Source organism: Pseudomonas sp. Z1-14 (genome assembly GCF_051132005.1).
GTDB lineage: Bacteria > Pseudomonadota > Gammaproteobacteria > Pseudomonadales > Pseudomonadaceae > Aquipseudomonas.
The window spans coordinates 5,481,979-5,508,065 of the sequence record NZ_CP071646.1 but is presented as its reverse complement, the minus strand read 5'-3'; the positions used below and the strand labels follow the sequence as shown (position 1 = coordinate 5,508,065).

At 62.1% G+C, this 26,087-nt stretch carries 24 protein-coding genes; 6 read left to right on the top strand and 18 right to left on the bottom strand.

Annotation, left to right across the window (positions count from 1 at the left end; all coding sequences use genetic code 11):
* Positions 1-68: 68 nt before the first annotated feature.
* Positions 69-1,334 (bottom strand): urea ABC transporter substrate-binding protein, encoded by a 1,266-nt coding sequence (gene urtA, locus J3P89_RS25335; protein ID WP_434696000.1) that lies wholly within the window; start codon positions 1,332-1,334, stop codon positions 69-71.
* 272 nt (positions 1,335-1,606) lie between these two features.
* Between urtA and J3P89_RS25330 the strand changes: the two genes are divergently transcribed.
* Positions 1,607-3,145: a class I SAM-dependent methyltransferase gene (locus J3P89_RS25330; RefSeq protein ID WP_434695999.1), complete on the top strand. Its 1,539-nt coding sequence runs from the start codon at positions 1,607-1,609 to the stop codon at positions 3,143-3,145.
* Here J3P89_RS25330 and J3P89_RS25325 read toward each other — a convergent pair.
* The 12 genes from J3P89_RS25325 to cbiE all read right to left on the bottom strand — a co-directional run bounded on the left by J3P89_RS25325 (position 3,120) and on the right by cbiE (position 13,028).
* Positions 3,120-4,130 carry a FecCD family ABC transporter permease gene (locus tag J3P89_RS25325; protein ID WP_434695998.1) on the bottom strand — a complete coding sequence of 337 codons (1,011 nt, stop codon included), beginning with the start codon at positions 4,128-4,130 and terminating at the stop codon, positions 3,120-3,122. The genes J3P89_RS25330 and J3P89_RS25325 overlap by 26 nt on opposite strands.
* On the bottom strand, positions 4,127-5,074 hold the full coding sequence (locus tag J3P89_RS25320; RefSeq protein WP_434695997.1) for an ABC transporter substrate-binding protein: 948 nt from the start codon (positions 5,072-5,074) through the stop codon (positions 4,127-4,129). The genes J3P89_RS25325 and J3P89_RS25320 overlap by 4 nt, the downstream gene beginning before the upstream one ends.
* Entirely contained in the window at positions 5,071-5,859 is a 789-nt protein-coding gene (locus J3P89_RS25315; protein ID WP_434695996.1) for an ABC transporter ATP-binding protein, read from the bottom strand. The genes J3P89_RS25320 and J3P89_RS25315 overlap by 4 nt, the downstream gene beginning before the upstream one ends.
* A gap of 198 nt (positions 5,860-6,057) precedes the next feature.
* On the bottom strand, positions 6,058-7,437 hold the full coding sequence (locus J3P89_RS25310) for a PepSY-associated TM helix domain-containing protein (protein ID WP_434695995.1): 1,380 nt from the start codon (positions 7,435-7,437) through the stop codon (positions 6,058-6,060).
* Positions 7,438-7,717: 280 nt separating this feature from the next.
* Complete coding sequence (locus tag J3P89_RS25305) at positions 7,718-8,107, bottom strand: DUF2946 domain-containing protein (protein ID WP_434698056.1); 390 nt, start codon at positions 8,105-8,107, stop codon at positions 7,718-7,720.
* Between the two features lie 57 nt (positions 8,108-8,164).
* Entirely contained in the window at positions 8,165-8,644 is a 480-nt protein-coding gene (locus J3P89_RS25300) for a copper chaperone PCu(A)C (RefSeq protein ID WP_434695994.1), read from the bottom strand.
* Between the two features lie 46 nt (positions 8,645-8,690).
* Positions 8,691-9,089, bottom strand: a complete 399-nt coding sequence (locus J3P89_RS25295; RefSeq protein ID WP_434569951.1) for a DUF2946 domain-containing protein — start codon at positions 9,087-9,089, stop codon at positions 8,691-8,693.
* 195 nt (positions 9,090-9,284) lie between these two features.
* Positions 9,285-9,608: a DNA-binding protein gene (locus tag J3P89_RS25290; RefSeq protein WP_434626323.1), complete on the bottom strand. Its 324-nt coding sequence runs from the start codon at positions 9,606-9,608 to the stop codon at positions 9,285-9,287.
* 4 nt (positions 9,609-9,612) lie between these two features.
* Positions 9,613-9,948, bottom strand: coding sequence for a type II toxin-antitoxin system RelE/ParE family toxin (locus J3P89_RS25285; RefSeq protein ID WP_434695993.1), 336 nt, complete (start codon positions 9,946-9,948; stop codon positions 9,613-9,615).
* A 56-nt stretch (positions 9,949-10,004) separates the two neighbouring features.
* Entirely contained in the window at positions 10,005-10,730 is a 726-nt protein-coding gene (locus J3P89_RS25280; RefSeq protein WP_434695992.1) for a cobalt-precorrin-6A reductase, read from the bottom strand.
* Entirely contained in the window at positions 10,727-11,824 is a 1,098-nt protein-coding gene (locus J3P89_RS25275) for a cobalt-precorrin-5B (C(1))-methyltransferase (protein WP_434695991.1), read from the bottom strand. Before J3P89_RS25275 ends, J3P89_RS25280 begins: the two co-directional genes overlap by 4 nt.
* Positions 11,817-13,028: a precorrin-6y C5,15-methyltransferase (decarboxylating) subunit CbiE gene (gene cbiE, locus J3P89_RS25270; protein WP_434695990.1), complete on the bottom strand. Its 1,212-nt coding sequence runs from the start codon at positions 13,026-13,028 to the stop codon at positions 11,817-11,819. Before cbiE ends, J3P89_RS25275 begins: the two co-directional genes overlap by 8 nt.
* A 324-nt stretch (positions 13,029-13,352) precedes the next feature.
* On the opposite strand from cbiE, the gene cobG reads away from it, so the two are divergent.
* From cobG to cobJ, 4 genes are read left to right on the top strand one after another with little or no spacing between them, the layout of a single operon-like run.
* Positions 13,353-14,672 carry a precorrin-3B synthase gene (gene cobG / locus J3P89_RS25265; RefSeq protein WP_434695989.1) on the top strand — a complete coding sequence of 440 codons (1,320 nt, stop codon included), beginning with the start codon at positions 13,353-13,355 and terminating at the stop codon, positions 14,670-14,672.
* Positions 14,665-15,291: a precorrin-8X methylmutase gene (locus J3P89_RS25260; RefSeq protein WP_434569945.1), complete on the top strand. Its 627-nt coding sequence runs from the start codon at positions 14,665-14,667 to the stop codon at positions 15,289-15,291. The genes cobG and J3P89_RS25260 overlap by 8 nt, the downstream gene beginning before the upstream one ends.
* Complete coding sequence (locus tag J3P89_RS25255; RefSeq protein WP_305501368.1) at positions 15,291-16,022, top strand: precorrin-2 C(20)-methyltransferase; 732 nt, start codon at positions 15,291-15,293, stop codon at positions 16,020-16,022. Before J3P89_RS25260 ends, J3P89_RS25255 begins: the two co-directional genes overlap by 1 nt.
* On the top strand, positions 16,019-17,716 hold the full coding sequence (gene cobJ, locus J3P89_RS25250; protein ID WP_434695988.1) for a precorrin-3B C(17)-methyltransferase: 1,698 nt from the start codon (positions 16,019-16,021) through the stop codon (positions 17,714-17,716). The genes J3P89_RS25255 and cobJ overlap by 4 nt, the downstream gene beginning before the upstream one ends.
* A gap of 33 nt (positions 17,717-17,749) precedes the next feature.
* On the opposite strand, the gene J3P89_RS25245 is transcribed toward cobJ, so the two are convergent.
* Positions 17,750-18,400: a hypothetical protein gene (locus J3P89_RS25245; RefSeq protein WP_434695987.1), complete on the bottom strand. Its 651-nt coding sequence runs from the start codon at positions 18,398-18,400 to the stop codon at positions 17,750-17,752.
* Positions 18,401-18,620: 220 nt separating this feature from the next.
* Between J3P89_RS25245 and J3P89_RS25240 the strand changes: the two genes are divergently transcribed.
* Positions 18,621-19,442 (top strand): hypothetical protein, encoded by an 822-nt coding sequence (locus J3P89_RS25240; protein WP_434695986.1) that lies wholly within the window; start codon positions 18,621-18,623, stop codon positions 19,440-19,442.
* Positions 19,443-19,446: 4 nt separating this feature from the next.
* On the opposite strand, the gene J3P89_RS25235 is transcribed toward J3P89_RS25240, so the two are convergent.
* The 4 genes from J3P89_RS25235 to purH all read right to left on the bottom strand — a co-directional run bounded on the left by J3P89_RS25235 (position 19,447) and on the right by purH (position 26,071).
* Positions 19,447-20,043, bottom strand: a complete 597-nt coding sequence (locus tag J3P89_RS25235; protein ID WP_039593516.1) for a MarC family protein — start codon at positions 20,041-20,043, stop codon at positions 19,447-19,449.
* A 62-nt stretch (positions 20,044-20,105) separates the two neighbouring features.
* Positions 20,106-22,880: a response regulator gene (locus J3P89_RS25230; RefSeq protein WP_434695985.1), complete on the bottom strand. Its 2,775-nt coding sequence runs from the start codon at positions 22,878-22,880 to the stop codon at positions 20,106-20,108.
* A gap of 99 nt (positions 22,881-22,979) precedes the next feature.
* Entirely contained in the window at positions 22,980-24,275 is a 1,296-nt protein-coding gene (gene purD, locus J3P89_RS25225; RefSeq protein WP_434695984.1) for a phosphoribosylamine--glycine ligase, read from the bottom strand.
* A 188-nt stretch (positions 24,276-24,463) separates the two neighbouring features.
* The gene (gene purH / locus J3P89_RS25220) at positions 24,464-26,071 is read right to left on the bottom strand and encodes a bifunctional phosphoribosylaminoimidazolecarboxamide formyltransferase/IMP cyclohydrolase (protein WP_434695983.1); all 1,608 of its coding nucleotides are present in this window, start codon (positions 26,069-26,071) and stop codon (positions 24,464-24,466) included.
* Positions 26,072-26,087: the final 16 nt, after the last annotated feature.

Here is a 26,087-nt window from a genome sequence, read left to right as displayed (position 1 = left end):
AGCAAGCCCGCTCCCACAAGGGAGTTGTGTCGGCCCTGAGCGTCGTGCTCGGACCGACACCCATGGGCTCAGTTGCTCTTCACCGCATAGTCAGGCTTCTTGTCGTTGCCGGCGATGAACGGGCTCCACGGTTGCGCGCGGATCGGCCCTTCGGTCTGCCAGACCACGTTGAACTGACCGTCGGCCTGGATCTCGCCGATCATCACCGGCTTGTGCAGGTGATGGTTGGTCTTGTCCATGGTCAGGGTGTAGCCCGACGGCGCGGCGAAGGTCTGGCCGGCCAGGGCTTCGCGGACTTTGTCGACATCGGTGGACTTGGCTTTTTCCACTGCTTGCGCCCACATGTGGATGCCGACGTAGGTGGCTTCCATCGGATCGTTGGTTACCGCTTTGTCGGCGCCCGGCAGGTTCTTGGCCTTGGCGTAGGCTTTCCACGAATCGACGAACTTCTTGTTCGCCGGGTTATCCACGGATTCGAAGTAGTTCCACGCCGCCAGGTTACCCACCAGCGGTTTGGTGTCGATGCCGCGCAGTTCCTCTTCGCCCACCGAGAAGGCCACGACCGGTACATCGGTGGCTTTCAAGCCCTGGTTCGCCAGCTCTTTATAAAACGGTACGTTGGAATCGCCATTGACCGTGGAGATGACGGCAGTCATGCCGCCCGCAGAGAATTTCTTGATGTTGGCGACGATGGTCTGGTAATCGCTGTGGCCGAACGGGGTGTAGACCTCTTCGATATCCTTGTCCGCCACGCCTTTGGAGTGCAGGAACGAACGCAGGATCTTGTTGGTGGTGCGCGGGTAGACGTAGTCGGTGCCCAGCAGGAAGTAGCGCTTGGCGCTGCCGCCTTCTTCGCTCATCAGGTACTCCACCGCCGGAATCGCCTGCTGGTTTGGCGCCGCGCCGGTGTAGAACACGTTCGGCGACATCTCTTCGCCTTCGTACTGCACCGGATAGAACAGCAGGCCGTTGAGTTCTTCGAACACCGGCAACACGGATTTGCGCGACACCGAGGTCCAGCAGCCGAACACCACGGCGACCTTGTCCTGGGTCAGCAACTGGCGGCCCTTTTCAGCAAACAGCGGCCAGTTCGATGCCGGGTCCACGACCACCGCTTCAAGCTTCTTGCCGTTCACGCCACCCTTGGCGTTGATCTCGTCAATGGTCATCAACGCCATGTCCTTGAGGGACGTTTCGGAGATCGCCATGGTCCCGGACAACGAATGCAGGATGCCGACCTTGATGGTCTCGGCGGCCTGGACGGTCCAGGCCATGCCCATCGCGGCAATGCTTGCCGAGAGTGTAAAAGCCTTGATCAAGCTACGACGCTTCATTGTGCGATCTCCGTGGTCTTTATGTTTTTCTGGATGGCAGATGCAAACGCTGAAAGCGCTTTTGCAAGGGGTGTGCCCGGTCGGGGAAAAGCTTTGAAATGCGGGGTCGACGGCGAGAGAGGGAAGTGACGATGCACCATCAGCGACCACATCGCTGATGCTGGTGCAGGATGGCGCTCCGCATTGGGGCGCGGATGAGGTTGACCCAAGGTGAAATTATCGCCCGCCCGACTATGCTGACTCTTCTGCCATTGCGAAGTAAGGAAAGCCGTTTGAATACTGACTCTGGCGCTGCAAGCTATTTTCTTCTCGACGAGACGGCAGCATTCGCCGTGTTGCCTGAAGTCAAATCGGCCGAGCATCCGCAATGGATGCACGTGACGCATTTGCGAGAAGCGAGATATTCGCTGATTCTCACCGCCGGGGAACATCTGCGAAGTAGCCAGCTGGATGTGTTTTCCGATTCCAGACTCTACATTCGTTTTTCGGCAGCGCTGCCAGGCATCAGTGTCGACGGGCTCACGTGTTCAGTTGTTTTTGTCCATGACCCAGGTCAAACCGAACTCCCACTCGGGATCTTTCATATTTGCGGAGGATCCACGCCGTCGGAATGGCGGTCGGTCGATCTGGATCTGGCTTGGTTGGCGGGGAAACGTGGCCGTCTCTTGGTAACGTGCGGGCCAGGGGCAAAAAATGACCCTACAGCCGACTGGTTGGCGATAGCTGACTTGTGCGTTGCCAGGGAAGGAGTGATGAAGCTTCTCCTGGCGAAAACACACCATCAGATGCGCGTGAAAAACGAGATAGCACATTTCAGTAGCGTCTACCGGAACGAGTTTTACTCGAGCGTTCAGGAGCGACAGAGTGAAGCGGCCATGGGCGTTGCTCGCAACTTTCGCCGATTGAATGGACTGGCTCCGGCGCAAGGGCAGGGTGCCCGGTCCGAGATGGTGATTCTGGAACCGTTTGAAGGAGAGGTCGCCTACTCCTATGCCACTCGTATGCTGAGGGCGAACGTCCCGCAAACGCCGCCCGACTTTCAAGCAAGGCTACGTCGGAAAGTCAGGGATCACGGTGCAATAAAAGTCCTGTCGATCTGCAGTGGTGCCGCGCGGATAGAAGCTGGTTTGTCGGCCGCTGTTCCGGAAGGCGTGGAATGGTCACTGCTGGATATCAATGAAGACCTGCTTCACATCGCGGCGAAGCAGTTTTCTTCAGGGGTCGGCCTCGATCTGATCGTGGCCGATGCGAATAACCTGGTGCCTACCGGTGAACAGTGGGACGTTATTATCTGCGTCTCGGCATTGCACCATTTGATCGAGCTGGAAAAAGTGATGCTCTTTATCTCCCATAGTTTGAAAAACGATGGCGAGTTCTGGAGTGTGGGTGAGGCCGTGGGGCGCAATGGCAATCGCTTGTGGCCTGAGGCAATAATTGCGGCTGATGCCGCGTTCTCGGCATTGCCGGCACGCTACCGGCTAAACGCCGATACCCAGGTTGTCGATGCTGTCATTCCAGACAAGGACCACTCGATCGGGTGCTTCGAGGGTATTCGAAGTGAGGAAATTAACGCGCTCCTCGAACGTTGGCTCAAGCCGGTAGATGTTTACCGTACCAACTGCTTCCTCTGGCGAATGGTCAATCTCGCCTACAGTGGAAATTTTAATCTTGCTAAGGCCGAGGACCGGGCGTTGGTCATTGATATGGTTCGAGCGGAGCTGGAGCATTTTCGAAATGGCGGCCTTGGTACCGAGCTATTCGGCGTGTACAAGAAGAAGCACCCTTTCAGCGACGGCGCATCAGACCAATAAAGAACAGCCCACCGATAGCGGCTGTAGCGACCCCGATCGGCAAATCCTCCGGCGCGATCAGCGTGCGAGCCGCCACGTCCACCCACACCAGGAACAGGCTGCCGAGCAGCACGCAGGCCGGCAGCAGCCGACGATGCTCGGCGCCCACCAGGCGCCGGGCAATGTGCGGGACCATCAGCCCGACAAAACCGATCGAGCCGCTGATAGACACCAGTACGCCGGTCATCAGCGACGCAATCAGGAAGATCCATAATCGCACCTTTGCCGCGTTCAGCCCCAGCGTCACGGCGGTCTGCTCCCCGGCCATCAGCGCGTTCAAAGGCCGGGCCATGCCCAGCAGCAACACCAGCCCCAGCAGCACACTGGCGGCTGGCACCGCGAGCAGTTCCCAGCGTGCCAGGCCCAGGCCGCCGAGCATCCAGAACATCACCGCCGAACTGGCGCGATGGTCACCGAGGAACAGCAGCAGGTTGGCCGCCGCCATCATCACGAACGACACCGCTACGCCGCAGAGCAGCAGGCGATCGCTCTCCAGGCGGCCCTGGCGGGCAGCGATGGCCAGCACCAGCAACATACTCAACAGCGCGCCGATGAAGGCGGCCAGAGGCAGGGTCAGCAGGCCGATGATCTCGCCGACATGCAACACCACGATGACCGCCCCGAGGGTGGCGCCGGAGGTGACGCCAAGCAGGTGCGGATCGGCCAGCGGGTTGCGTGTCACCGCTTGCAGCACCGCGCCGATCAACGCCAACCCTGCGCCTACCAGCGCCCCGAGCAGCAGGCGCGGGACGCGGATCAGCCAGACGATATGCTCCTGGCCGGGCGTCCAATGCACCTCGCCGACACCGAAGGCCTTGTGCAGCAGCAGATCCCAGACCACCGCCACTGGAATCCGTGCCGGCCCGAAACCCAGCGACACCACGCACGACACCAGTAGCAGCGCGCCGAGCAGTAGCAGCAGTGCACCATAGCGACGATCGTTCATTGGCCGTGGAAACCCCGCGCCAGGGTTTGCACCGCCAGCACGTTATCGATACCCGGCGTGGCCTGCACGTAAGGGATCACGACGAAGCGCCGGTGCTTGATCGCATCGACTGATTGCAGGGCCGGGTTGCTCAACAGGAATTGCTGTTTCTGCTCGGCACTGACTTCGCCGTAATCGACGATCACGATGACCTGGGGATTGCGCTCTACCACGTTCTCCCAGTTGACGCGGGTCCAACTGGTATCCACGTCATCCAGAATGTTGCGCCCGCCGGCCGCGTCGATCAGGGCCTGGGGCATGCCCAGGCGGCCGGAGGTCATGGCCCGGTCTTCGCCGCTGTCATACAGGAACACCCGCGGTTGTCGGGTTGGCAGGTGCTTGCGCACTTCGGCCACCTGGGCCTGCATCGTGGCGATCAGCGCGTTGGCGCGATCCTGGACGTCGAAGATTTTTCCAAGGTTGCGCAGATCGTTGTAGGTGTCCTCCAGCGAGGCCGCCGGACGTTTCATCACGAACGCGCAGGACTCGGTCAGTTCGTAGACGTTGATGCCCAGCGGCTGCAGGGTCTGCGGAGTCAGGTCGCCGCCGACGCGCATGCCGTAGTCCCAACCGGCGAAGAAAAAATCGGCGTTGGCGTCGAGCAGGGTTTCCACCGAGGGATATTTGGCGGCCAGTTCCGGCAGGCCATCGAGGATCTTGGCCATGTCCGGCGTCACCGATTTCCAGCCGCTGATGCCGCTGTAGCCAACCATGCGTGGCTTTAGCCCCAGGGCCAGCATCATCTGGGTCATGTTGATGTCATGGCTGAGGGCGTGCCGAGGGGCCTCGTTGAACACCACTTGGCGGTTGCAGCTCTGGATCGTCAGCGGGTAGCGGCTGGCCTCGGCCTGGACATGCAAACTTGCCAGCAATAACGGAAGCAACAGCAGGGGACGCAGGATCATGGTTGGGTTATCCAGGTGATTCGTGGGTAGCCGGCCAGCGGGTGTTCGTCCACCAGGGCCGCGACGCCGAACACTTCGCGCAACAGGTCGACAGTGAGGACGTCCCTGGGCGTGCCGCTGGCGACGATGCGCCCGTGTTCGATCACGTACAGGCGGTCGCAGAACGCGGCGGCAAGGTTCAGGTCATGAATGCTGGCGAGGGTGCCGATGCCCAGGTCCTTGATCAGTTGCAGCAACTGCAATTGATAGCGCGGGTCGAGGTGATTGGTCGGTTCGTCGAGGATCAGCAACTGCGGCTGCTGGGCCAGGGCGCGTGCGAGGATCACCCGTTGCTTCTCACCGCCCGAGAGCGTGGCGAATGCATGGTCGCCAAAGCCTGCAAGCCCGGCCGACTCCAATGCCTGGAGCATCAGTCGGCGATCTTCCTGATTGTCACCATCGAACAGACCCTTGTGCGGCGTGCGCCCCATCGCGACCACCTCGTTCACCGTCAGGCCGAAGGCGTCGGGAAACTCTTGCAGCACCACGGCGATGCGTTGGGCGCACCAGCGCGAGGGCTGTTTCCAGACGTTGTGGTGTTCGAGTCTGACCTCGCCGCTTTCTGGCCGGCTGAAGCGGTAGGCGCAGCGCAACAGGCTGGTCTTGCCGCTGCCGTTGGGCCCGATCAACCCGACAAATTCCCCGGCCGCCACCTGCAACGTGGCATCACGCAGTTGGAACTGGTGATGGCAGTGGCCATGGCCCAACGGTGTCCAGGCGAGGTGGGAGAGGGTTAGCGAGGTCATGCATTTACTCGAATCATGGGCGGCGCGCGGGTCCCTTGTGGGAGCGAGCTTGCTCGCGATAGCGGTGGTTCAGCTTGCATCATTGTTGAAGTACTGCCGCCATCGCGAGCAAGCTCGCTCCCACAGGGATGGTGTTTAGGTTTGGAAGGCGGGCGCGATTGTAGAGCTTTCGCGCCGCTTTCCGTTAACGCGCAATTCTCAGCTTGAAGATGAAGCGGCCTCAGGCTGGCGATTGAACCGGGTAACAAGCCGGTCCAACAGCCACACCACCACCAGCGACGCCCCCACCAACGGGAACACCACCGCCAGGGCCAACATGATGAACACACCGGTCTTCCACGTCGGCAGGTCGTGGCGCAGTGGCGGCACGCCGAACTTGCCCTGGGGCCGGCGTTTCCACCAGATCACCATTCCGCTCACGGCGCTGAGCAGGATCATCAGGCAGATCAGCAGGACGATGATCTGGTTCACCGGACCGAACATCTTGCCTTCGTGCAGCATCACCCCGGTTTCAGTGGCGCGGGCAACGAGGTTGTAGTGCTCCCAGCGCACGTCGGCCAGGACTTTGCCGGTGTACTGGTCCACGTGCAGGGTTGCGTCGTTGCGCGGGTCATCGGCGAACACGGCGATGGTGAATACGCCCGAGGCGGTCGTTGGCAGGGTGATGCTGTAGCCGGGCTCGACCTTGCGCCCGGTGGCGATGTCCTGCACCGCTTGCAGGCTGACGGTGGGTGCGGCGGGGCCTTCGTGCATGCCGCCGTGGGCCATGTGTTCGGCGTGGTCACCGGACATCGGCATGGGCGTGTTCTCCACCGCCCAGGGCACGGTCTGGCGATGGGCATTGTTGAGGCTGCCGGCCTCGATGTCGGACTTCGGTACGTCGTTCCACATCGCCGCCGGAAAGCGGTTCCACAGGTCCGCGTACTGCTTGCCCCAGAAGCCGGTCCAGGTCATGCCGCTGAGCAGCATCACCAACAGGAACGCCGCGCCCCAGAAACCGACAACGATGTGCAAGTCGCGCCAGAACACCCGACCGCGAGCGCTCCAGCGCGGCCACAGCACACCGGCCGAGGATTGCCCGCGCGGCCACCACAGGTACAGTCCGGAAACCACCAGCACCACGCCCCAGCCGGCAGCCATTTCCACCAGCCGGTCACCGACGGTGCCGATCAGCAATTCACCGTGAATCGCCCGGGCCATGGCTTGCAGGTTGTCTTTCGCGTCCTGCTCGCCGAGCACGTCGCCGTGGTACGGGTCGATGAACACATTCAGCTCCCGACCCTTGTCGATCACCACGAATTGCGCGCTGCGCTCGGCGTTGATCGGCGGCAGGTACTGTTTGACCTGGCCTTCGGGGTAGGCCTGGCGGACCTGCTTGAGCAGGTCGTCCGCCGCCAGGCTGTGATGCCCGGCCGGTACGTTCAGCAGGTTGCCGTACATCAATGGATCGAGTTGCGGCTTGAACAGGTAGATGATCCCGGTCAGGGCCAGCATCACCATGAACGGCGCCACGAACAGCCCGGCATAAAAATGCCAGCGCCAGGCCAGGTTGTAGAAATTAGGTTTCGGTTGGCTCATTGCAAAGCGCTCCGCAGGGCAAATTCGGTTGTCATGTTGTGCGGCTGCCGGGCAGCCGATAGCAGGTGAGCCTTGACTAAGCACAGACCCCGTGGCGAGGGAGCTTGCTCCCGCTGGGCTGCGCAGCGGCCCTTGGCTTTTGCGGTTGCTACGCAACCGAGCGGGAGCAAGCTCCCTCGCCACAAGGTCAGGTGTCAGGTCTTGCCTGCGTTGTCAGGCACTCATCCGTGTCCAGGGCAGCGTTGGGCTGTCCTTTGCGACCGGGTGAGCAGGTGCGGGCTTACGCGTCGAGTGGCGGTGCGCGGGTGCGGGCGCCCGGAAAGAACGCCGTCCGTGCATGACCCAGGCGCGGGGAAGGGCTGGTGTAGGTGTGGCTGGGAGGGGTGTCGAAGACGGCGAATGTGTGGCCGCCAGGCAGCGCCGGGCAGTTGAACAGCAGGCTGCAATAACCGCATTTTTCCCATAACGCGTGGTGTTCGCTCTGGGGCGCGCAGTGCTCGGCCGCCGGCGCTTCATGCACCGGCATGTCCATGCTCATCTCCATATCCATGCTCATGGACACAGGCATGGACATGCGCTGATCCATCGGCATCGACTGGGAAACCAGTGGTCCGATAAAGATCATCAGCATGGCGAACAGGCTGATCCAACTGCCGCGTGTCAGGCTCATGGGCTGACGGCGGTGCCTGGACGGGCTGGCGCGACGAGGTTGCATGGGCGGCTACGTCTACTGGGCGTGCTGGTGTGTCTTGGTGCCGTCGGGTGCTTTTTTCTGCACCGCGACATCCACCGTCACGTCCCCGGCCTTTTCGAAATGCAGGGTCATGGGGAAACGTTTGCCGTCGCTGAGCAGGCTGCGGTCCTTCAGGTCCAGCAACATCACGTGATAGGCCATCGGCGCGAAGGTGACGGTCGCACCGGGGGCGATGGCGACGACGGGCACCGGTTGCATTTTCATCAGGTCGTTTTGCATCACATGCTCATGGAGCTCGGCCTTGCCGGCAATCGGCGAGTCGACGCCGAGCAGTTTGTCGGCGGTGGCGCCGCCGTTGTGAATCACGAAATACGCGGCCACGGTTGGCGCGTTGGGTGGCAACTCCTGGGACCACGGGTGGGCGATCTCAAGCTCGGCGGCCTTGTACTGGTGAGCCTGGGCGAAGCCAACCGGGAGCAGCAGGGCGGCCAGCAGGATGAGTCGGTTCAACATGGCAATTCTCCGGAACGATTCAGGACGCAGTTTCATGCGGGAAGAATCAGGCCAGAGGCGAAGCACGGGGATTGAGGCTGGGCCATTGCTGGCGCGGGGTCGGGCTGTCGAGCTTTGCGTGGGCCGTACCGCGATCGGCCCGTTGTGCGTCCAGATACAACTGCGGGGCGTGCCCGGCGAGCGCCATCAGCGGTGCCGGGCCTGAGCAGCACCAGCAATGCTGCATCGTCGAGTGATTGTCTTTCTGTGGCGTGCCTTGTTCCAGCTTGCCCAGGGAAACCGCCAGCATCTTCGTGCCGCTGGATGAGCAGAAACTGCCCCACAGCATTTGTTCCGCTGGCGTACTGGCGGCTGCACCGGCGCTATTGGAAAGCGGCATGGCAAGCATGTTGAACAGCACTGCGAAGCAGGCGATCCAGGCAAATGCAAGCCGTTGTCGGGACATGGGGCAATCCGCTCGGTTGGGCGATCAGGTGGCGGTATTTAGCCTGATCGGTGTCGAGAAGTAAAAAGGCCACGTGCGGTGTAGGGTCGCAGGGCTGGTGTTAACAGTAGCAATGGATTTTCAAATGGGTGCTTTTTAAATAAGTAGTCTTGCTTCTTGTTTGGAACACACCCGATGCCTCCCGTTCGGGCAGCCTCAATGCGCCGGTACGGCATGTACCTGCATGTCGACTCCCAAAGTGGTACGGATGACCGCAAATATCGCGGCCAGGTTATCCATGCTTGGATTACCTTTGGCTGAAAGCATCCGGTGCAGGCTTTTACTGGGTCTGGACGTTTCCTTTGCCAGTTCTTCGAATCCCACGGTGGCGTTAACAAGATCGCGAAGAATCATCCTCGCCATCTCGGGTTCTCCGTTTAAAAACAAGGTTGCGGCCTCGTCCAGCAGGATCTGGGCAAACTCAGGATCTCGCTGGGCGCGTTCGGCAATTGTATGTTTGTAGCTGCGTGTGAGAGCCATTGCGTTACCTCGTGTGCCTTTCTGCTTTTTTTCGGACCTGGAATTCGGCAACAAGCATTTTCGCCTGCTTGACGTCTTTTTTCTGACTGGACTTGTCACCCCCGCCAAACAGGATGATCAGGCGCTTTCCTTCTTGGATCAGGTAAATCCGATAACCTGGACCCCAGTTGATACGGAACTCGCCCAATCCGTCGAACCACTTGATATTTGACGTGTTGCCCAGCTCCAGGCGCATCAATGCATTAGAGACCTTGAAGGCCGCTTGGGCGTCCAGGCTGGAAAACCAACGCTTGAAAGGGCTAGTGTCGTTGTCTTGCAGATACTCTTCGAGTTTGATCATGCGCGGCCCTGAAGGTAACAAATAGGTTACTGTTCATGCAAGGCAGCGATCTTGTCTCATCCGGTCGGAAGCGCCAACGCCTTAAGTGTTGCTTCAAGCGTCCAAAACTCCCGATCCACCCCCGCCAACACCGGCCGCTTCAACACCAGCACCGGCACCCCCCGCTCCCGGGCCACCTCCAGCTTCGGCTCGGTGGCCGTGCTGCCGCTGTTCTTGCTGACCAGCACATCGATTCGTCGCCGTTCGAACAGTTCGCGTTCACCGTCAATGTGAAACGGCCCACGGGCGCCGATGACTTCGCAGCGTCCGTTGCCGGGGTAAACGTCCAGTGCTCGCAGGGTCCAGAACTGTTCGGCGGGGATTTCATGCAGATGCTGCAGCGGCTCCCGGCCGAGCGTGAACAAGGGGCGGCGAAAAGGCTGCAAGGCCTGGATCAGTTCGGCCCAGTCGGCCACTTCGCGCCAGTCATCGCCGGCCCGTGGGCGCCAGGCCGGACGGCGCAGGGCCCAGCAGGGGATGGCGCAGGCGCGGGCGGCACGGGCGGCGTTGTAGCTGATTTGCGCGGCGTAGGGGTGGGTTGCGTCCAATAGCAGGTCGATGCCCTCGGCGCGAATGAATTGCGCCAGGCCTTCGGCGCCGCCGTAGCCGCCGACACGTACCTGGCAGGTCAGGTCGGTGGGGACGCGACCGATGCCCGCCAAGCTGTAGATGTGCTCGGGGCCGAGCGTGCGAGCGATGGCCAGGGCCTCGGTGACGCCACCGAGGAGCAGGATGCGTTTCATTTAAAGGCTCCAGCGTGGCCGACGATTGCGCCCTGACGGTCGATGGCGAAGACTTCGACCTGGACCTGGGCCGGGACCACGCTGCGAGCGAAGGCCAGCGCGTGCTCGCACACGGCATCACCGAGGGCGATGCCGACGGCGCTGGCCATCGCGAGGGCTTGCTGGCTGGTGTTGGCTTGACGAATGTCGTGCTGCAACCTCTCATCGGCACCGATTGCCGCCGCCCATTTGGCCAGTTGTGGCAGGTCGATGCTTGAATGGCGGCTGTGCAGGTCCATATGTCCGGCGGCGAGTTTGCTGATCTTGCCGAAGCCGCCGCAAAGACTGAGCTTTTCCACCGGCACCTTGCGCACATGCTTGAGCACGGCGCCGACAAAGTCGCCCATTTCGATCAGGGCGATTTCCGGCAGGTTGTAGACCCGGCGCATGGTGTCTTCGCTGGCATTGCCGGTGCACGCGGCGATGTGCAGGTAGCCGTTGGTTTTCGCCACGTCGATGCCCTGGTGGATCGACGCTATGTAGGCTGCGCAGGAAAACGGCCGGACGATGCCGCTGGTGCCGAGGATCGACAGACCGCCGAGGATGCCCAGTCGCGGGTTCATGGTTTTCAGCGCCAGGGCTTCGCCGCCCTCGACATTGACTGTGACTTCGAACCCCCCGGCATAACCGCTTTCCTCGGCCAGGCGACCCAGGTGATCGTTGATCATTTTGCGCGGCACCGGGTTGATCGCCGGCTCACCGACAGCCAGGACCAGTCCCGGTCGCGTCACCGTGCCGACGCCACGACCGGCAACAAAACGCACGTCAGGTTCGGCAATCAGGCGCACCTGGGAAAACAACAGTGCGCCATGAGTCACGTCCGGGTCATCACCAGCGTCCTTGATCGTTCCGGCCTCGGCACCTTGTTCGGTCAGCCGGCAGAACTCCAGGCGCATCTGCACCTGCTTGCCCTTGGGCAGGAATATTTCCACGGCATCGGCCTCGGTGCCGCACAGCAGCAGTCGCGCCGCCGCCAGGCTGGTGGCCGTGGCGCAGCTGCCGGTGGTCAGGCCGCTGCGCAGGGGGGCGGGTTGCTCGGCGGTTTCGTCACGCATCGAGAGGTTTCGTCAGGTCCAGCAAGGTGATTGGCAAGGCTTGGCGCCAGGTATCGAATGCGCCCAAAGGCTGGGCCTGGGCGACATGGATGCGGGTCAGCTCACCGCCGTGGCGTTCGCGCCAGCTCATCAGTGTCATCTCGCTTTGCAGGGCCACGGCATTGGCGACGAGCCGACCGCCAGGCTTGAGCCGGGCCCAACAGGCATCAAGCACGCCTTCGCGGGTGACGCCGCCACCGATGAACACCGCGTCCGGACGCTCCAGATTCTCCAGCGCCTGCGGGGCGCTGCCGCGAATCAATTGGAGGCCGGGCACGCCAAGGGTGTCGCGGTTGCGTTCGATCAAGGCTTGGCGGCCTTCGTCGGCTTCGATGGCCAGGGCTCGACAACTGGGGTGGGCGCGCATCCATTCGATGCCGATCGAGCCGCTGCCGGCGCCGACGTCCCAGAGCAGCTCGCCGGGGGTCGGGGCGAGGCGAGCCAGGGTGACGGCACGCACGTCGCGCTTGGTCAGCTGGCCGTCATGCTCGAAAGCGCTGTCCGGCAGGCCGGCCAGGCGTGACAGGCGCTGCGTCGACGGATCGGCGCGGCATTCGATGGCGATCAGGTTCAGATCGGCGACCGCCTCATCGGACCAGTGCGCAGCGCAACCGTCGATCCGTCGTTCTGCCGCACCGCCCAAGTGCTCCAGCACGGTCATGGCGCTCGGGCCGAATCCGCGCTCGCGCAGCAGCATCGCCACGGCGCTGGGGCTGTGGCGGTCGTTACTCAGCAGCAACAGCCTGACGCCACTGGACAAGTGCGCATTGAGCGCTGCCAGGGGGCGGGCCACCAGCGACAGCGTGACCGCCTCCTGCAACGGCCAGCCCATGCGCGCCGCCGCCAGCGAGCAGGAGGATGGCGCGGGGATGACCTGCATTTCCTCGGCCGGCAGCTGTTTCGCCAGGCTGGCGCCGACGCCATAGAACATCGGATCGCCACTGGCCAGCACGCACACCGGCTCGCCCCGTCGAGCCAGCAGCGGTTCCAGGGAGAACGGGCTTGGCCACAACTCCCGCTCGCCGCGGATACACAGCGGCAGCAGTTCCAATTGACGGGCGCTGCCCAGTATCCGCGACGCCCGCAGCAATGCATGGCGGGCCGTTCGGCCCAGGCCCTTGAAGCCCTCTTCACCGATGCCCACTACGGTCAGCCAGGGGGTCATCTCTGTTCCTCGAATAAATGGGTTGATCGCCAGGGTTGTTGCCGCCGCGAACCGGGTCGCCATCATACCGTGCCTCGACGGGTCTGACGTGAACCATCCCCTGTGGGAGCGAGCTTGCTCGCGATGACGGCGTTACATTCAACATTATCTTTTCAGACAGACCGCTATCGCGAGCAAGCTCGCTCCCACAGGGGATTTGCGGTGAGCATAGGATTTATGTGCCCACCATCAGCAATCCGACCGGCAAGCTTTTCATGACCGCAGGCAAAGCAGGCATAATGGCGGCCCTCGCCGCTGCGGCGTTTTCTATTTACCGGTTCTGCCTTGAACGAACGTCCCTCTTCCAACGTCATTCGCCCCTCGGGTTGTCCGGGGTTGCTGCGTGTCGTCCAGGCACTGGACGGAGGAATCTGCCGAATCAAGCTCGATGGCGGCGTCATCCACGCGGATCAGGCCGAAACCGTCGCGTGGGTGGCCGAGCAGTTCGCCAGTGGCGTGATCGAGGCCACCAACCGCGGCAATTTGCAGATCCGCGGTATCGGCCCTGAGCCGGATGCGTTGATCGAGCCGTTGCTGGCCGCCGGGCTTGGCCCGCGCAAGGCGGCCGGCGATGACGTGCGCAACCTGATGCTCAGCCCCTCTGCGGGGCTTGACCGGCAGATGCTGTTCGACGCCCGTCCGCTGGCCGCGCAGATCCTCTTCACCCTGCAAACCCATGAACGCTTCCACGAACTCTCGGCCAAGTTCGCCGTGCAGTTGGACGGTGGCGAAGCCTTGGCGATGCTCGAGCATCACCATGACCTGTGGCTATCGGCGCTTGTCCAGCACGGCGAGCCCTGGCTTGCCTTTGGCTTGGCCGGTTCGCCATTGGACACGCCGGCGGGCAAGGTGCCCCTGGCCCAAGGGCATGCCCTGGTGGTCGCGGTGCTGGAGCTGTTTCTCGAACTGGCCCGCCCGGACCAGAACCGCATGCGCCAACTGCTGGCTGAATGTGCCGTGGATGAATTCATGACCCGGTTAGCCGGCCGCGTGCCGCTGCAACCTTGCCTTGACTGGCAGCGGAGTGCGTCGCCCGGCGGCCTGCACATCGGTATTCATTCCCAGCACGACGAACGGGTCTATGTCGGCGCGGCGGCGCCCCTCGGCCGGCTTGATACGGTCATGCTGCGCGGCGCGGCGCAGTTGGCGCGGGAGAAGGGCGACGGCAATCTTCGCTTCACTCCCTGGCAAAGCCTGTTGCTGCCCAACGTGCGCCGCGAAGATGCGGATGTCGTGTTGACCCAGCTCGATGCGCTGGGCCTGTTGTGTTCGCTCGATCACTGCCTGGCGCAACTCATCGCCTGCACCGGCTCCAGTGGCTGTGGCAAAGGCCTGGCCGACACCAAGGGCGATGCCCGCCAGTTGGCGGATCTGCTGCAACGTCGGGGCCAGGCTTTGAGCATTCATCTGTCCGGCTGCCAGCGATCGTGCGCGGCGGCCCATATCGCCCCGGCGACATTGCTGGCGGTCGCCCCCGGTCGTTATGACCTCTATTTTCGTGATGCCGCGTTGCCGGGTTTCGGCGCGCTGCAAGCACACAATCTGACAATCGAAGCGCTCGGCCACTGGCTCGACGCTCATCCCCGGAGCCCCCTTGATGCTTGATTACATCCGCGACGGTCAGGAGATCTATCGCAACTCCTTCGCGATCATCCGCGCCGAGGCGAACCTGGCGCGCATTCCTGCCGATCTGGAAAAACTCGCGGTGCGGGTGATCCACGCCTGCGGCATGGTCGAGGCGGTCGATGGCCTGCAGTTTTCCGCAGGCGCAGGCGCGGCGGGGCGCCAGGCACTCGCGGCCGGTGCGCCGATCCTGTGCGATGCGCGGATGGTGTCCGAGGGCGTGACCCGGGCGCGCCTGCCGGCCAACAATCCGGTGATCTGCACCTTGCGCGACGACAGCGTGCCAGCGTTGGCCCGAGAGCTGGGCAACACTCGCTCGGCGGCCGCGCTGGAGCTGTGGCGTCCACACCTGGAAGGTAGCGTCGTGGTCATCGGCAACGCACCGACCGCGCTGTTCTATCTGCTGGAAATGCTCGATGCCGGCGCGCCGAAACCGGCCCTGATCCTTGGCTTTCCGGTGGGTTTTGTTGGCGCCGCCGAGTCCAAGGCCGCGCTGGCGGCTGACAGCCGAGGCGTGCCGTTCGTGATCATGCAAGGCCGCCTGGGCGGCAGCGCCATGGCCGCCGCCGCCGTCAATGCCCTCGCCACGGAGGTTGAATGATGCAGCAGCCTGGACGCTTGATCGGCCTCGGCGTAGGGCCGGGTGACCCAGAACTGATCACGGTCAAGGCCCTGCGCCTGCTGCGGGAATCGCCGGTGGTGGCGTACTTCGTCGCCAAGGGCAAGAAAGGCAACGCCTTCGGCATCATCGAGGCCCATCTGCAGGACGCGCAAACCTTGCTGCCACTGGTCTACCCGGTCACCACCGAAGTGCTGCCGGCGCCGTTGTCCTACGAAGAGGTAATCGCTGACTTCTATGACACCGCCGCCGAGCAACTGGCCGTGCACCTGGATGCCGGTCGCGACGTGGCGGTGATCTGCGAGGGCGATCCGTTTTTCTACGGCTCCTACATGTACCTGCACGACCGCCTGGCCGAGCGCTACGAGGCCGAGGTCATTCCCGGCGTGTGTTCGATGCTCGGTGGTGCCTCGGTGCTGGGAGCCCCGCTGGTCTATCGCAACCAGAGCCTGTCGGTGCTCTCCGGCGTCCTGCCCCACGACGATCTCAAGCGTCGGCTGGCCGATGCCGATGCGGCGGTGATCATGAAGCTGGGACGCAATTTTCCCAAGGTTCGGCAGGTGCTTGAGGAATTGGGTATGGACGGGCGGGCGCTGTACGTCGAGCGCGCGACCATGGCCAACCAGAAAATCGTGCCGCTGGATGAAGTCGAGCCGATGTCTTCGCCGTACTTCTCGCTGATCATCGTCCCGGGCGAGCGGTGGCAGGGATGAGGAAACCGGCGGCAATTGTCATCCTCGGCCCGGGCAGTCTCGCGACGGCCCGACGAATCCAGCAGTGCTATCCCGATGCGCTGATCCATGGCCTCGTCGGGCGCGTCGAGGGCGATCGGCAATACCTTGAGTTCGGCACCACGTTGCGCGAACTTTACCAACAGGACACGCCGATCATTGCGCTGTGCGCGGCGGGCATCGTCATTCGCACCCTCGCGCCGCTGTTGCTGGAAAAAGGCGTCGAGCCGCCGGTGCTGGCGGTGGCCGAGGATGGCAGCGCCGTGGTGCCGCTGCTGGGCGGTCTGGGCGGCGTGAATGTCATGGCCCGGGAAATCGCGACAGCGCTGCAAGTTGCCCCGGCGATCACCACCAGCGGCGAGTTGCGTTTTGGCACCTGCCTGCTCAATCCACCGAGCGGCTACAGCCTCGGCGACCTGGAGCAGGGCAAGCGCTTCGTGTCCGACCTGCTCGCCGGCGAGCCGGTGCGGGTCGAAGGCGCGGCGCCGTGGCTGGACCAGGCGCAATTGCCCCAGGATGCACAGGCACGTTTGGCGATACGCATCGATAGCGCCGCGGCTGTGCCCGCGCCGGACGAATTGCGGATCTATCCGCGCAACGTGGTGGTCGCGGTGAGTGCCGGCACGCCGGACGTGTCGACTGCGGTCAGCGACGCGCTGCACCGAGCCGGCCTCGCCGTGCAATCGCTGGCGTGCCTGCTGGCGGCGGACAGCGACATGGCCCGCGCCGAGTTGCACCACGCTGCGCTGGCGCTGGGTGTGCCGCTGCGCTTCGCGCGGGCCAGCGATGACATCGAGCAATGGTTGGGTGATGCGTTGGGCCTGCCGGTTTCGTTGCAACCAATGGGCGGCGTGGCCATCGCCGTGGCTGAGCGGCCCGTCGACCCGCTGCAGCTTGGCCGTGCGCGCGGACGTCTGGCGGTGATCGGCCTTGGCCCTGGAGCGGCAGAGTTGATGGTCCCGGCCGTGCGTGCCGAACTCGACCGCGCCAACGATGTGCTCGGCTATGAGACTTATGTGCGCATGGCCGGGCCTTTGCGGGCCGACCAGGTGCAGCATTGCACCGATAACCGCGAAGAAATGCAGCGTGCCCGACATGCCTTCGAACTGGCGGCTCAGGGCCGGTCGGTGGTGGTGGTGTCATCCGGTGACCCTGGCGTATTCGCCATGGCTGCCGCTGTACTGGAAGCGCTGCATGAGTCGACTGATGCCGACTGGCATAACGTCGACCTGCAAATCCTGCCAGGCGTCTCGGCCTCCCTGGCCACGGCGGCCCAGGCCGGCGCGCCGCTGGGTCATGATTTCTGCGTGATGTCCTTGTCGGATAATCTCAAGCCGTGGTCGATCATCGAGAAACGCCTGGACCTGGCGGCCGAGGCGGACCTGGCCCTGGCGTTCTACAACCCGATCTCCCGCTCCCGTCCTTGGCAACTGGGACGAGCGCTGGAAATCGTCGCACAACACCGCACGGCTGATACTCCAGTAGTGCTGGGACGTGACATCGGCCGACCGGGCCAGACCCTGCGCGTCATCACGCTGGGGCAACTGACCCCGGACCAGGTGGACATGCGCACCATGGTGCTGATCGGTTCTTCCACTACCTGCATATTTCCGCGCGCTGAAGGTGGCGACTGGGTGTATACGCCGCGTTGGTACGGCGATAAGCCCGGGGCATGAGTTAGTGCCAAGGTGTCCAAGTGATTCAACTGTTCATGGGCGGTTCTGGCTGAGGTCGAATCGCTCCATGCGTTTTTTTCCCAATCGCCTGTTTATCAATTCTCGCTGCCCGTCGAGTATCGTCTTGTTCAACCTCAGGTAGGCTTTTCGCTGGACTATCCTGGCTGAGCGTTTTTCCCAAGTCCAGAACAGGAAATTGGTCCTCTTCATGTAGGCGTTCAGCTCAAGTTTGAAAACGGCAATATTGAGAAGGCCTCGCGCGTCGTAGCGGGCTGGAACTACTTGGAAACTGTCCCCTGAACCGCTTTCCCGGTCAAAGGACAACAGCGCCGGGCTGTTGGTTTTCAAGCTGTCGAGCGTGTCGATCATGGCATTGCCTTGCCGGCTATCGCTCATCCCGTTTGCGCTCTCGACCAGAAAGTCCGCCACAGAGCCTGTGAGGATATGTTGTGTTCTAGTAAATATTGCGTCCTGATAGATGGACCAGCCGAGAGCCTTCAACACACCGACATACTGTTCAAGCCAACGCTCCGGATCGTAATAACGGTTGTGTTTTTCGTCAGCCATGAGGATGGCGAAGTTATTGCAATCGGCAATATCGTCATGCTCTGGCAGCGAGAGTGTCTCGATGTATGAAAAAAGGCTGGGGCCCGTTATGAGGCCAGTGAGTGTTTTATTTGTCATTCCTTTTTATCCGTAAAGTTGAGTGATGTATTCATAAATACAACAACGCATGTGAACTTCAAGTGGCGGGGCTTGTTGTTTGGAAACCGGATGTTTTCAGGGGGGGCTGGTAGGCGCCCCGAACATGTTGTAATTGTTTGGCGTTTGTTGTTGGTTTGAAAAGTCACTAGATTCGACACTGTCCGCAGGAGCGGTCACTCAAATAACCAAGGAAGATTGTATGGAACTGTCTGAAAGTAAAATCAGCGTCGCAGAAACTATCGAGTTTATTAATGCGCGTATCGACAGGCGCAAGTCATCGGTTCCGGCCGGGCGGCGTGTACGCAGATCCGTTGTGCAGTCGCAGGTCAACCCGACCAAGGAACTCGATGCGCTGATGCTGGGCGACGCGCTGGTGGGTTATGGCAATAACATGACCCTCGAAAATATGACAATCATGGAAAACCTGATGAGCATGGCGATCCTCGAAGCAAACGCCAACTTTCCCGATGGCAGGAATACGCGTGAGTGGTATGAGGAGTTCATACAGTGCCTGAAGTCTCTAGGGTGTTTCGTGCCCGACAGTGGCTATACCCGTTATTCCGAAAGTTCCGTGCGGGTAGACCTGGACCTGGTGATCAAGGATATCGTCAAAGGAATCATTGATGGAGTGAAGGCCGGTTTCCCGGCAGCGACGGTACTTGGGGCCGTGGTGGATACCACGATCGATGGTTTGAAACAGGACGACAAAACCATCAACCTCTTCCACAGCCAGGCGAAGACTTTTGAGGGCGCGCGCTTGTCAGTCATCCCTTGTGAGCAGCTTTCCAACGGTCTCCTGATTGCTTCTGCCGCGTCGATAAAACACTCCGGCTCTTCGAATGAAGGCGGTGTTCTATTCGTAAACTGGCGCGCCTCGGCGCGGGAATTTTTCCGTGGTAAATCGTTCGTGACCTTCAACCCGGCCCGTTATGAAACGTTCAGGCAGGATATCGAGGAATACCTGGGTCAGTATCGCAAAGAAGCATTAAGCAAAAGATTCAGCCGTCGCAAGCGCGGATAAATGGCTACGGGGCCAGATACCCTTTTACTCCAGTAAAAATGATCTGCGCCGCCAGCGCGCAGACAAACAGCCCCATCAGGCGGCTGACGATCTGCAGGCCCTGGTCGCCGAGGATCCGTTCGATGCGGCTGGACAGGTAAAGCACGACGCCAACGGTGAAGCTGGCCAGGGCGATGCTGATGATCGCCATGAGCTTGTCGTCCCAGTGCGGCTGGCTTACGCCCATCACCAGCAGGGCACCGATGGTGCCGGGGCCGACAGTCAACGGAATGGTCAGCGGGACGATAGTCACGTCCTGCTGGACGTTGTCGGTCTGTACCGCCGATTTGCCCTGGGCCATGCCCAGCGCCGAAATGAACAGCACGCTGCCGGCGCCGATACGGAATGCATCCACGGTGATGCCGAACACGCTGAAGATGACCCGCCCGAACAGATAGAGCAATACGCTGGATACCAGCGTCGCGGTCGCGACCTTCCAGGCCAGCCGACGTTGCTCCTTGCGCGAATAGCCGCGGGTCAGGCTGATAAAACACGACAGCACGAAGAACGGGCTATAAAGCACCAGCATTTTCAGGTAAACGCTGAACAGCACATGGAGCATGGTAGAGGCTCAAGGCGGAGGAGGACGACGGGAGTCTATCAGGGGTTTTGGTGCCTGTCGGCTCAGGACGTCTGCGCCGTACGGTTCTGTTGGTCGCGCTGGGCCACCCAATGCTCGATCAGCTCGCGCAACTGCGACAGCTCCACCGGCTTGGCCATATGCCCGTCCATCCCGGCCTGGCGCGCGCGTTCCTTGTGTTCGGCCAGGATATGCGCCGTCAGCGCGACCACCGGGGTGCGGGTCCGTTGGTTGCCGACTTCCCAGGCGCGTAATTGCTGGGTGGCGGAGAAGCCGTCGAGTATCGGCATTTCGCAATCCATCAGGACCAGGTCGTAGCGCTGCTCCTTCATGGCCTTGAGGGCTTCTTCGCCGTTGCTGGCGGTGTCGGGTTGCAGGTTGAGCTTGCCGAGCATGCCGCGGATGACTTTGGTGGAAATGCTGTTGTCTTCGGCTACCAGGATGCGAAAGTCGCTGGGCACTTTCACCGGCAGGAGAGGGCCGGCATTCACCGGGGCAATCGGGGCCTGGCCTTTATTGCGCTGGTTGAGCTCGTCCGCCAGGGTGGTCTTGAGCGTATAACCGGCCACCGGTTTGGCGAGGATGCGCTTGACGCCGCTGTTGCGCGCCACGATCTTGCTCGGCGCGTTGCTGATGCCGGTGAGCATGATCAACAGGATGTCGTGGTTCAGGCTTGGGTCTTCCTTGATCTTGGCCGCCAATTGCATGCCGGTCATGCCGGGCATGTTCTGGTCCAGCAGCACCACGTCGAAATAATCACGCAGGTGCGCCTTGGTGCGCAGCAGCGCCAGGGCTTCCTTGCCCGATGGCACCGCGCTGACGTTCAGGCCCCAGGCGCTGCATTGCTGGACCAACACCTTGCGGCAGGTGTCGTTGTCGTCGACGACCAATACCCGCGCCCCTTGCAGCGGGCTGTCGAGATCGGAAGTCGGGTGTTCGAGGCGGTCAGGGTCCAGTGGCAAGGTCAGCCACAAGGTGCTGCCCTGGCTGCTTCCACTCTTGATGCCGAACTCGCCATGCATCAGCATGATCAACTGGCGGGCGATGACCAGGCCCAGGTTGCCCCCCAGCCGCGTGGCGGAGAGAAAATTCTTGCTGTGCAGCTCGGCGTGCATCAGCGTGTCGCGCTCCTCGGCGTCCATGGGCGAACCGCTGTCCTGCACCGCGATACGCAGGCGTGGCTGGTTGCTGCGTTCATCAAGGGCGACGACGATCAGCACTTCGCCCTCGTCGGTTTTCTTCAAGGCATTTTCCAGCAGGCTCAGCAGGGCCTGGCGCAGCCGCGTCGGATCACCACTGATGACGCGCGGCACCTGGGGCTGGATAAAACTGATCAGCTCGACATTCTGCTGTTCAGCCTTGGCGCGGAAGATACTCAAGCAATCCTCGATCAGCGCATTCAGGTCGAATTGCACATCGTCCAGCTCGATCTGGCCCGATTCGAGACGGGATATATCGAGAATTTCGTTGATCAGTGTGAGCAGTTCGTTGCCGGCGCTGTGGATCGTCTGCACGTAGTCACGCTGCTTGACCGACAATGGCGTGCCCAGCAGCAACTCGGTCATGCCCAGCACGCCGTTCATGGGGGTGCGGATCTCATGACTGATCTTGGCCAGGAACTCGGCCTTGGCGTTGATTTCGGCGTTGCTTGCCGCCAGGTCGCGGCTGATGCTGAAGCGGCTCTCGTTGATCGACCGCTGGCGTTCGCCCAGCGCGACGCTCATCAACAGGCCGCTGATGCAGATGAAGACCAGCAGCGTGACGATCAGGCCTTGCGGCGCGACTTCCGTCAGCCCTTGCAAGGCCGGGAGGATGATCAGCGTGCCGAGGTTGAACACCACCATGGCGGCGACGAACAGGCGTGCCGGGCGGTAGCCTTTCTGCCAGTGCCAGGCGCTGACGAACAACATGCTCAGCCCGGCCAGCGCCACCAGTGCATAGGTGATGATGTTGAGCGGCAGCGTGTTGACGAACAACAGCAGCAGGCTGCATAGCACGATGAAGACGATTTCCCCTACCAGCAGCCGGTTCAGCGGATGCTCGCCCAGCGGCGCGAAGAAACGAAAAGCGAACATCAAGCCGCAGGGTGCAGTCAGCAACAGCGCCAGGTACGCTCCCGGCGTCTGGATCGCCGGCCAGTCAGGCAGCCAGGCCCCGGCCAGGTTCAGCAACAGGATCAGGCTGAGCATCAGCAACCCTTCACAGGCTGCCAGCCACAGGCAACTGCGCGAGCGGGTATAGGCGTAACGGGTGAGGTTGTGCAGGATCAACATGGCGATGCAGCCGAACAGCAGGCCGTAGATCAGCGTCTGGTTCTGGTTGGCCGCCGCCGTTATGGCCGGTTGCAATGTGACGTAGGGGCGCAGTTCGTACCGTGAGGCCAATCGCAGGTAGACGTCGAGGGGCTTGTCGCTGCGCGGCAGTGCCAGCATGAGATCACTGCTGGGAGCGGACTGTTCGGTATCTGGCGAGGCATTGCCACTGATCTGTTGATCAATCAGCGTATCGCCGTCCAGCACATAAAGATTCAGGCGCGACAGGTCTGGGGCAAAGATGCGCAGAATCTGTTCATGCCGGTCAGGCGCCAGCCGGAAACGCAGCCATAATGCTCCGCCGGGTTCGGCCGCCTTGAGGTGGTCCAGGTCTATCGGGCTGAATTGATTGGTGTAGCGGGCAGAGCGGATGTCGCTCAGCTTCAGGTTACCCTGTTCGTCGAGCAATATCGCCCAGCCACTGCCTGGCGCGGCCTGGGCCGGGAACATGCAGAGCAGCGTCAGCAGGGTAACGGTGAAGCCTATGGCAATCCTGAGCCAGCGCACGGCGAAATCCCTTCATAGATTGATGCCAGATTATAACTATGCGCGGCGCCCCGGCAGCCAGGCAAGGGCCATGGGCCTCTGCCTGGCTGAACGGCCGGGTTATTCCTGGTTTTCGCCACGCTCACGGGCAATGGCTCGGTAGCCAATGTCGTTGCGGTAGAAGCAACCTTCCCAATCAATCTGCGCGGCAAGCCGGTAGGCCTGCTGCTGGGCCGCATCGACACTGGCGCCCATGGCCGTGGCGCAAAGCACGCGACCACCGGCGGTGACCACCTGTCCATCCTTCAATGCCGTGCCAGCGTGGAACACCTTGCCTTCCAATTGCGCGGCGGCGTCCAGGCCCTTGATGGCGCTGCCCTTGGCATAGTCGCCTGGATATCCACCCGCCGCCAACACTACGCCAACGCTTGGACGCGGATCCCATTGGGCTTCAACCTTGTCCAGCGCCTGGGCCAGGGCCGCTTCGACCAGCAGCACCAGGCTCGATTGCAGGCGCAGCATCACCGGCTGGGTCTCAGGATCGCCGAAACGGCAGTTGAATTCGATGACTTTCGGGTTACCTGCCTTGTCGATCATCAGGCCAGCGTAGAGGAAACCGGTGTAGACGTTGCCTTCCTCGGCCATGCCGCGCACGGTCGGCCAGATCACCTGGTCCATCACGCGCTGGTGTACCTCGGCGGTGACTACCGGAGCGGGGGAGTAGGCGCCCATGCCGCCGGTGTTCGGGCCGCTGTCGCCATCGCCGACACGTTTGTGGTCCTGGCTGGTGGCCATCGGCAAGACATTCTTGCCGTCGACCATGACGATGAAACTGGCTTCCTCGCCATCGAGGAATTCTTCGATGACAACCCGCGATCCGGCGTCACCAAAGGCGTTGCCGGCGAGCATGTCACGCACGGCATCTTCGGCTTCGCCCAGGGTCATGGCGACGATCACGCCTTTGCCGGCGGCCAGGCCGTCGGCCTTGATCACGATCGGTGCGCCTTTTTCGCGCAGGTAAGCCAGTGCCGGTTCGATTTCGGTGAAGTTCTGGTAGTCGGCGGTCGGGATCTTGTGACGCGCCAGGAAATCCTTGGTAAACGCTTTCGAACCTTCCAGCTGCGCGGCCCCGGCGGTCGGGCCGAAGCAGTCCAGGCCGCGAGAGCGGAACAGGTCGACCACGCCAGCGACCAGCGGCACTTCCGGGCCGACGATAGTCAACGAGACGTTCTTTTCGGCGAAGTCGGCCAGTTGTCCCAGGGCCAGCACGTCGATGGCCACGTTTTCGCACTTGGCTTCGATGGCGGTGCCGGCATTGCCCGGTGCGACAAAGACCTTCTGCACGCGCGGATCCTGAGCCACTTTCCAGGCCAGGGCGTGTTCACGGCCACCGCTGCCAATGATCAAAACATTCATTTCAAAAACCTCGGATGACGCTGATTCTGTTCGGAACCTAAGGCATTTTGCGCCGTAGGAGGTCGCAATGAAGTCGGTAGATGCAAGGCGGAGTCGACTTCGATGAGCGGAGTTGCCTTTTGGCAATGAGCATCATCGAGGTCGGCTCCAACGCAGCAGATATCGGCTTCAGTGCGGCCGTTGTCTTATTAGTGACGGAAGTGGCGCATGCCCGTGAAGACCATCGCGATCCCGGCTTCATCAGCCGCGGCAATCACTTCAGCGTCACGCATCGAACCACCCGGCTGGATCACCGCCGTGATGCCGACCTTGGCCGCGTTGTCGATGCCATCGCGGAACGGGAAGAACGCATCGGAGGCCATGACGGCGCCCTGTACTTGCAAACCGGCGTGCTCAGCCTTGATCGCAGCGATGCGAGCCGAGTTGACGCGGCTCATCTGGCCGGCGCCGACACCGATGGTCTGGCGGTTCTTGGCGTAGACGATGGCGTTGGACTTGACGTACTTGGCGACTTTCCAGGCGAAGATCAGGTCGTTGATTTCCTGCTCGCTCGGCGCGCGCTGGGTCACGACCTTGAGGTCCTCGCTGCCGATCATGCCGATATCGCGGCTCTGGACCAGCAGGCCGCCATTGACGCGCTTGTAGTCCCAGGCCGGCGCGCGGTCGGCCGACCACTGACCACAGGCCAGCAGGCGAACGTTGGCCTTGGCGGCAATAATGGCGCGGGCTTCTTCGCTGACGGAAGGGGCAATGATCACTTCGACGAACTGGCGCTCGACGATGGCCTTGGCGGTCTCGGCGTCCAGCTCGCGGTTGAAGGCGATGATGCCGCCGAAGGCCGACTCGGTATCGGTGGCGTAGGCCAGTTCGTAGGCCTGGCGGATGCCGCCCTCGGCGTCCGGGCTTACCGCAACGCCGCATGGGTTGGCGTGCTTGACGATCACGCAGGCTGGCTTGACGAAGCTTTTCACGCATTCCAGCGCGGCGTCGGTGTCGGCCACGTTGTTGAACGACAGTTCCTTGCCCTGCAATTGGGTCGCGGTGGCGATGCCGACTTCGGCTGGCTTGGCTTCCACGTAGAACGCCGCGCTCTGGTGCGGGTTCTCGCCGTAGCGCATTTCCTGGGCCTTGACGAACTGGGTGTTGAAGGTGCGCGGGAATTCGCTGCGGCCTTCGGTGCTCAGGGTCTCGGCCGCCTGGTTCACGGTGCCCATGTAGTTGGCGATCATGCCGTCGTAGGCGGCGGTGTGTTCGAAGGCCTTGAGCATCAGATCGAAGCGCTGGGCGTACGTCAGGCCACCGGCCTTGAGGTTTTCCAGGACGCCGGCGTAGTCGCTGGCATTGACGACAATGGCAACGTCCTTATGGTTCTTGGCCGCCGAGCGGACCATGGTCGGGCCACCGATGTCGATGTTCTCGATGGCGGTCGGCAGGTCGCAGCCGGGCTTGTTGATGGTTGCTTCGAACGGGTAGAGGTTGACCGCCACCAGATCGATCGGCTTGATGCCGTGTTCGTTCATGATGGCGTCATCGATGCCGCGACGACCGAGGATCCCGCCGTGGATCTTCGGGTGCAAGGTCTTGACCCGACCGTCCATCATTTCCGCGAAGCCGGTGTAGTCCGCAACTTCCACCGCGGCGACGCCGTTGTCCTGCAGCAACTTGAAGGTCCCGCCGGTCGAGAGAATCTCGACGCCCAGCTGTTGCAGCTCGCGGGCGAATTCAAGGATCCCGGTCTTGTCGGAGACGCTGATCAAGGCGCGGCGGATCGGCAGGCGGGTGGTCTGGTCGGTCATTTCAATTTCCATCAAA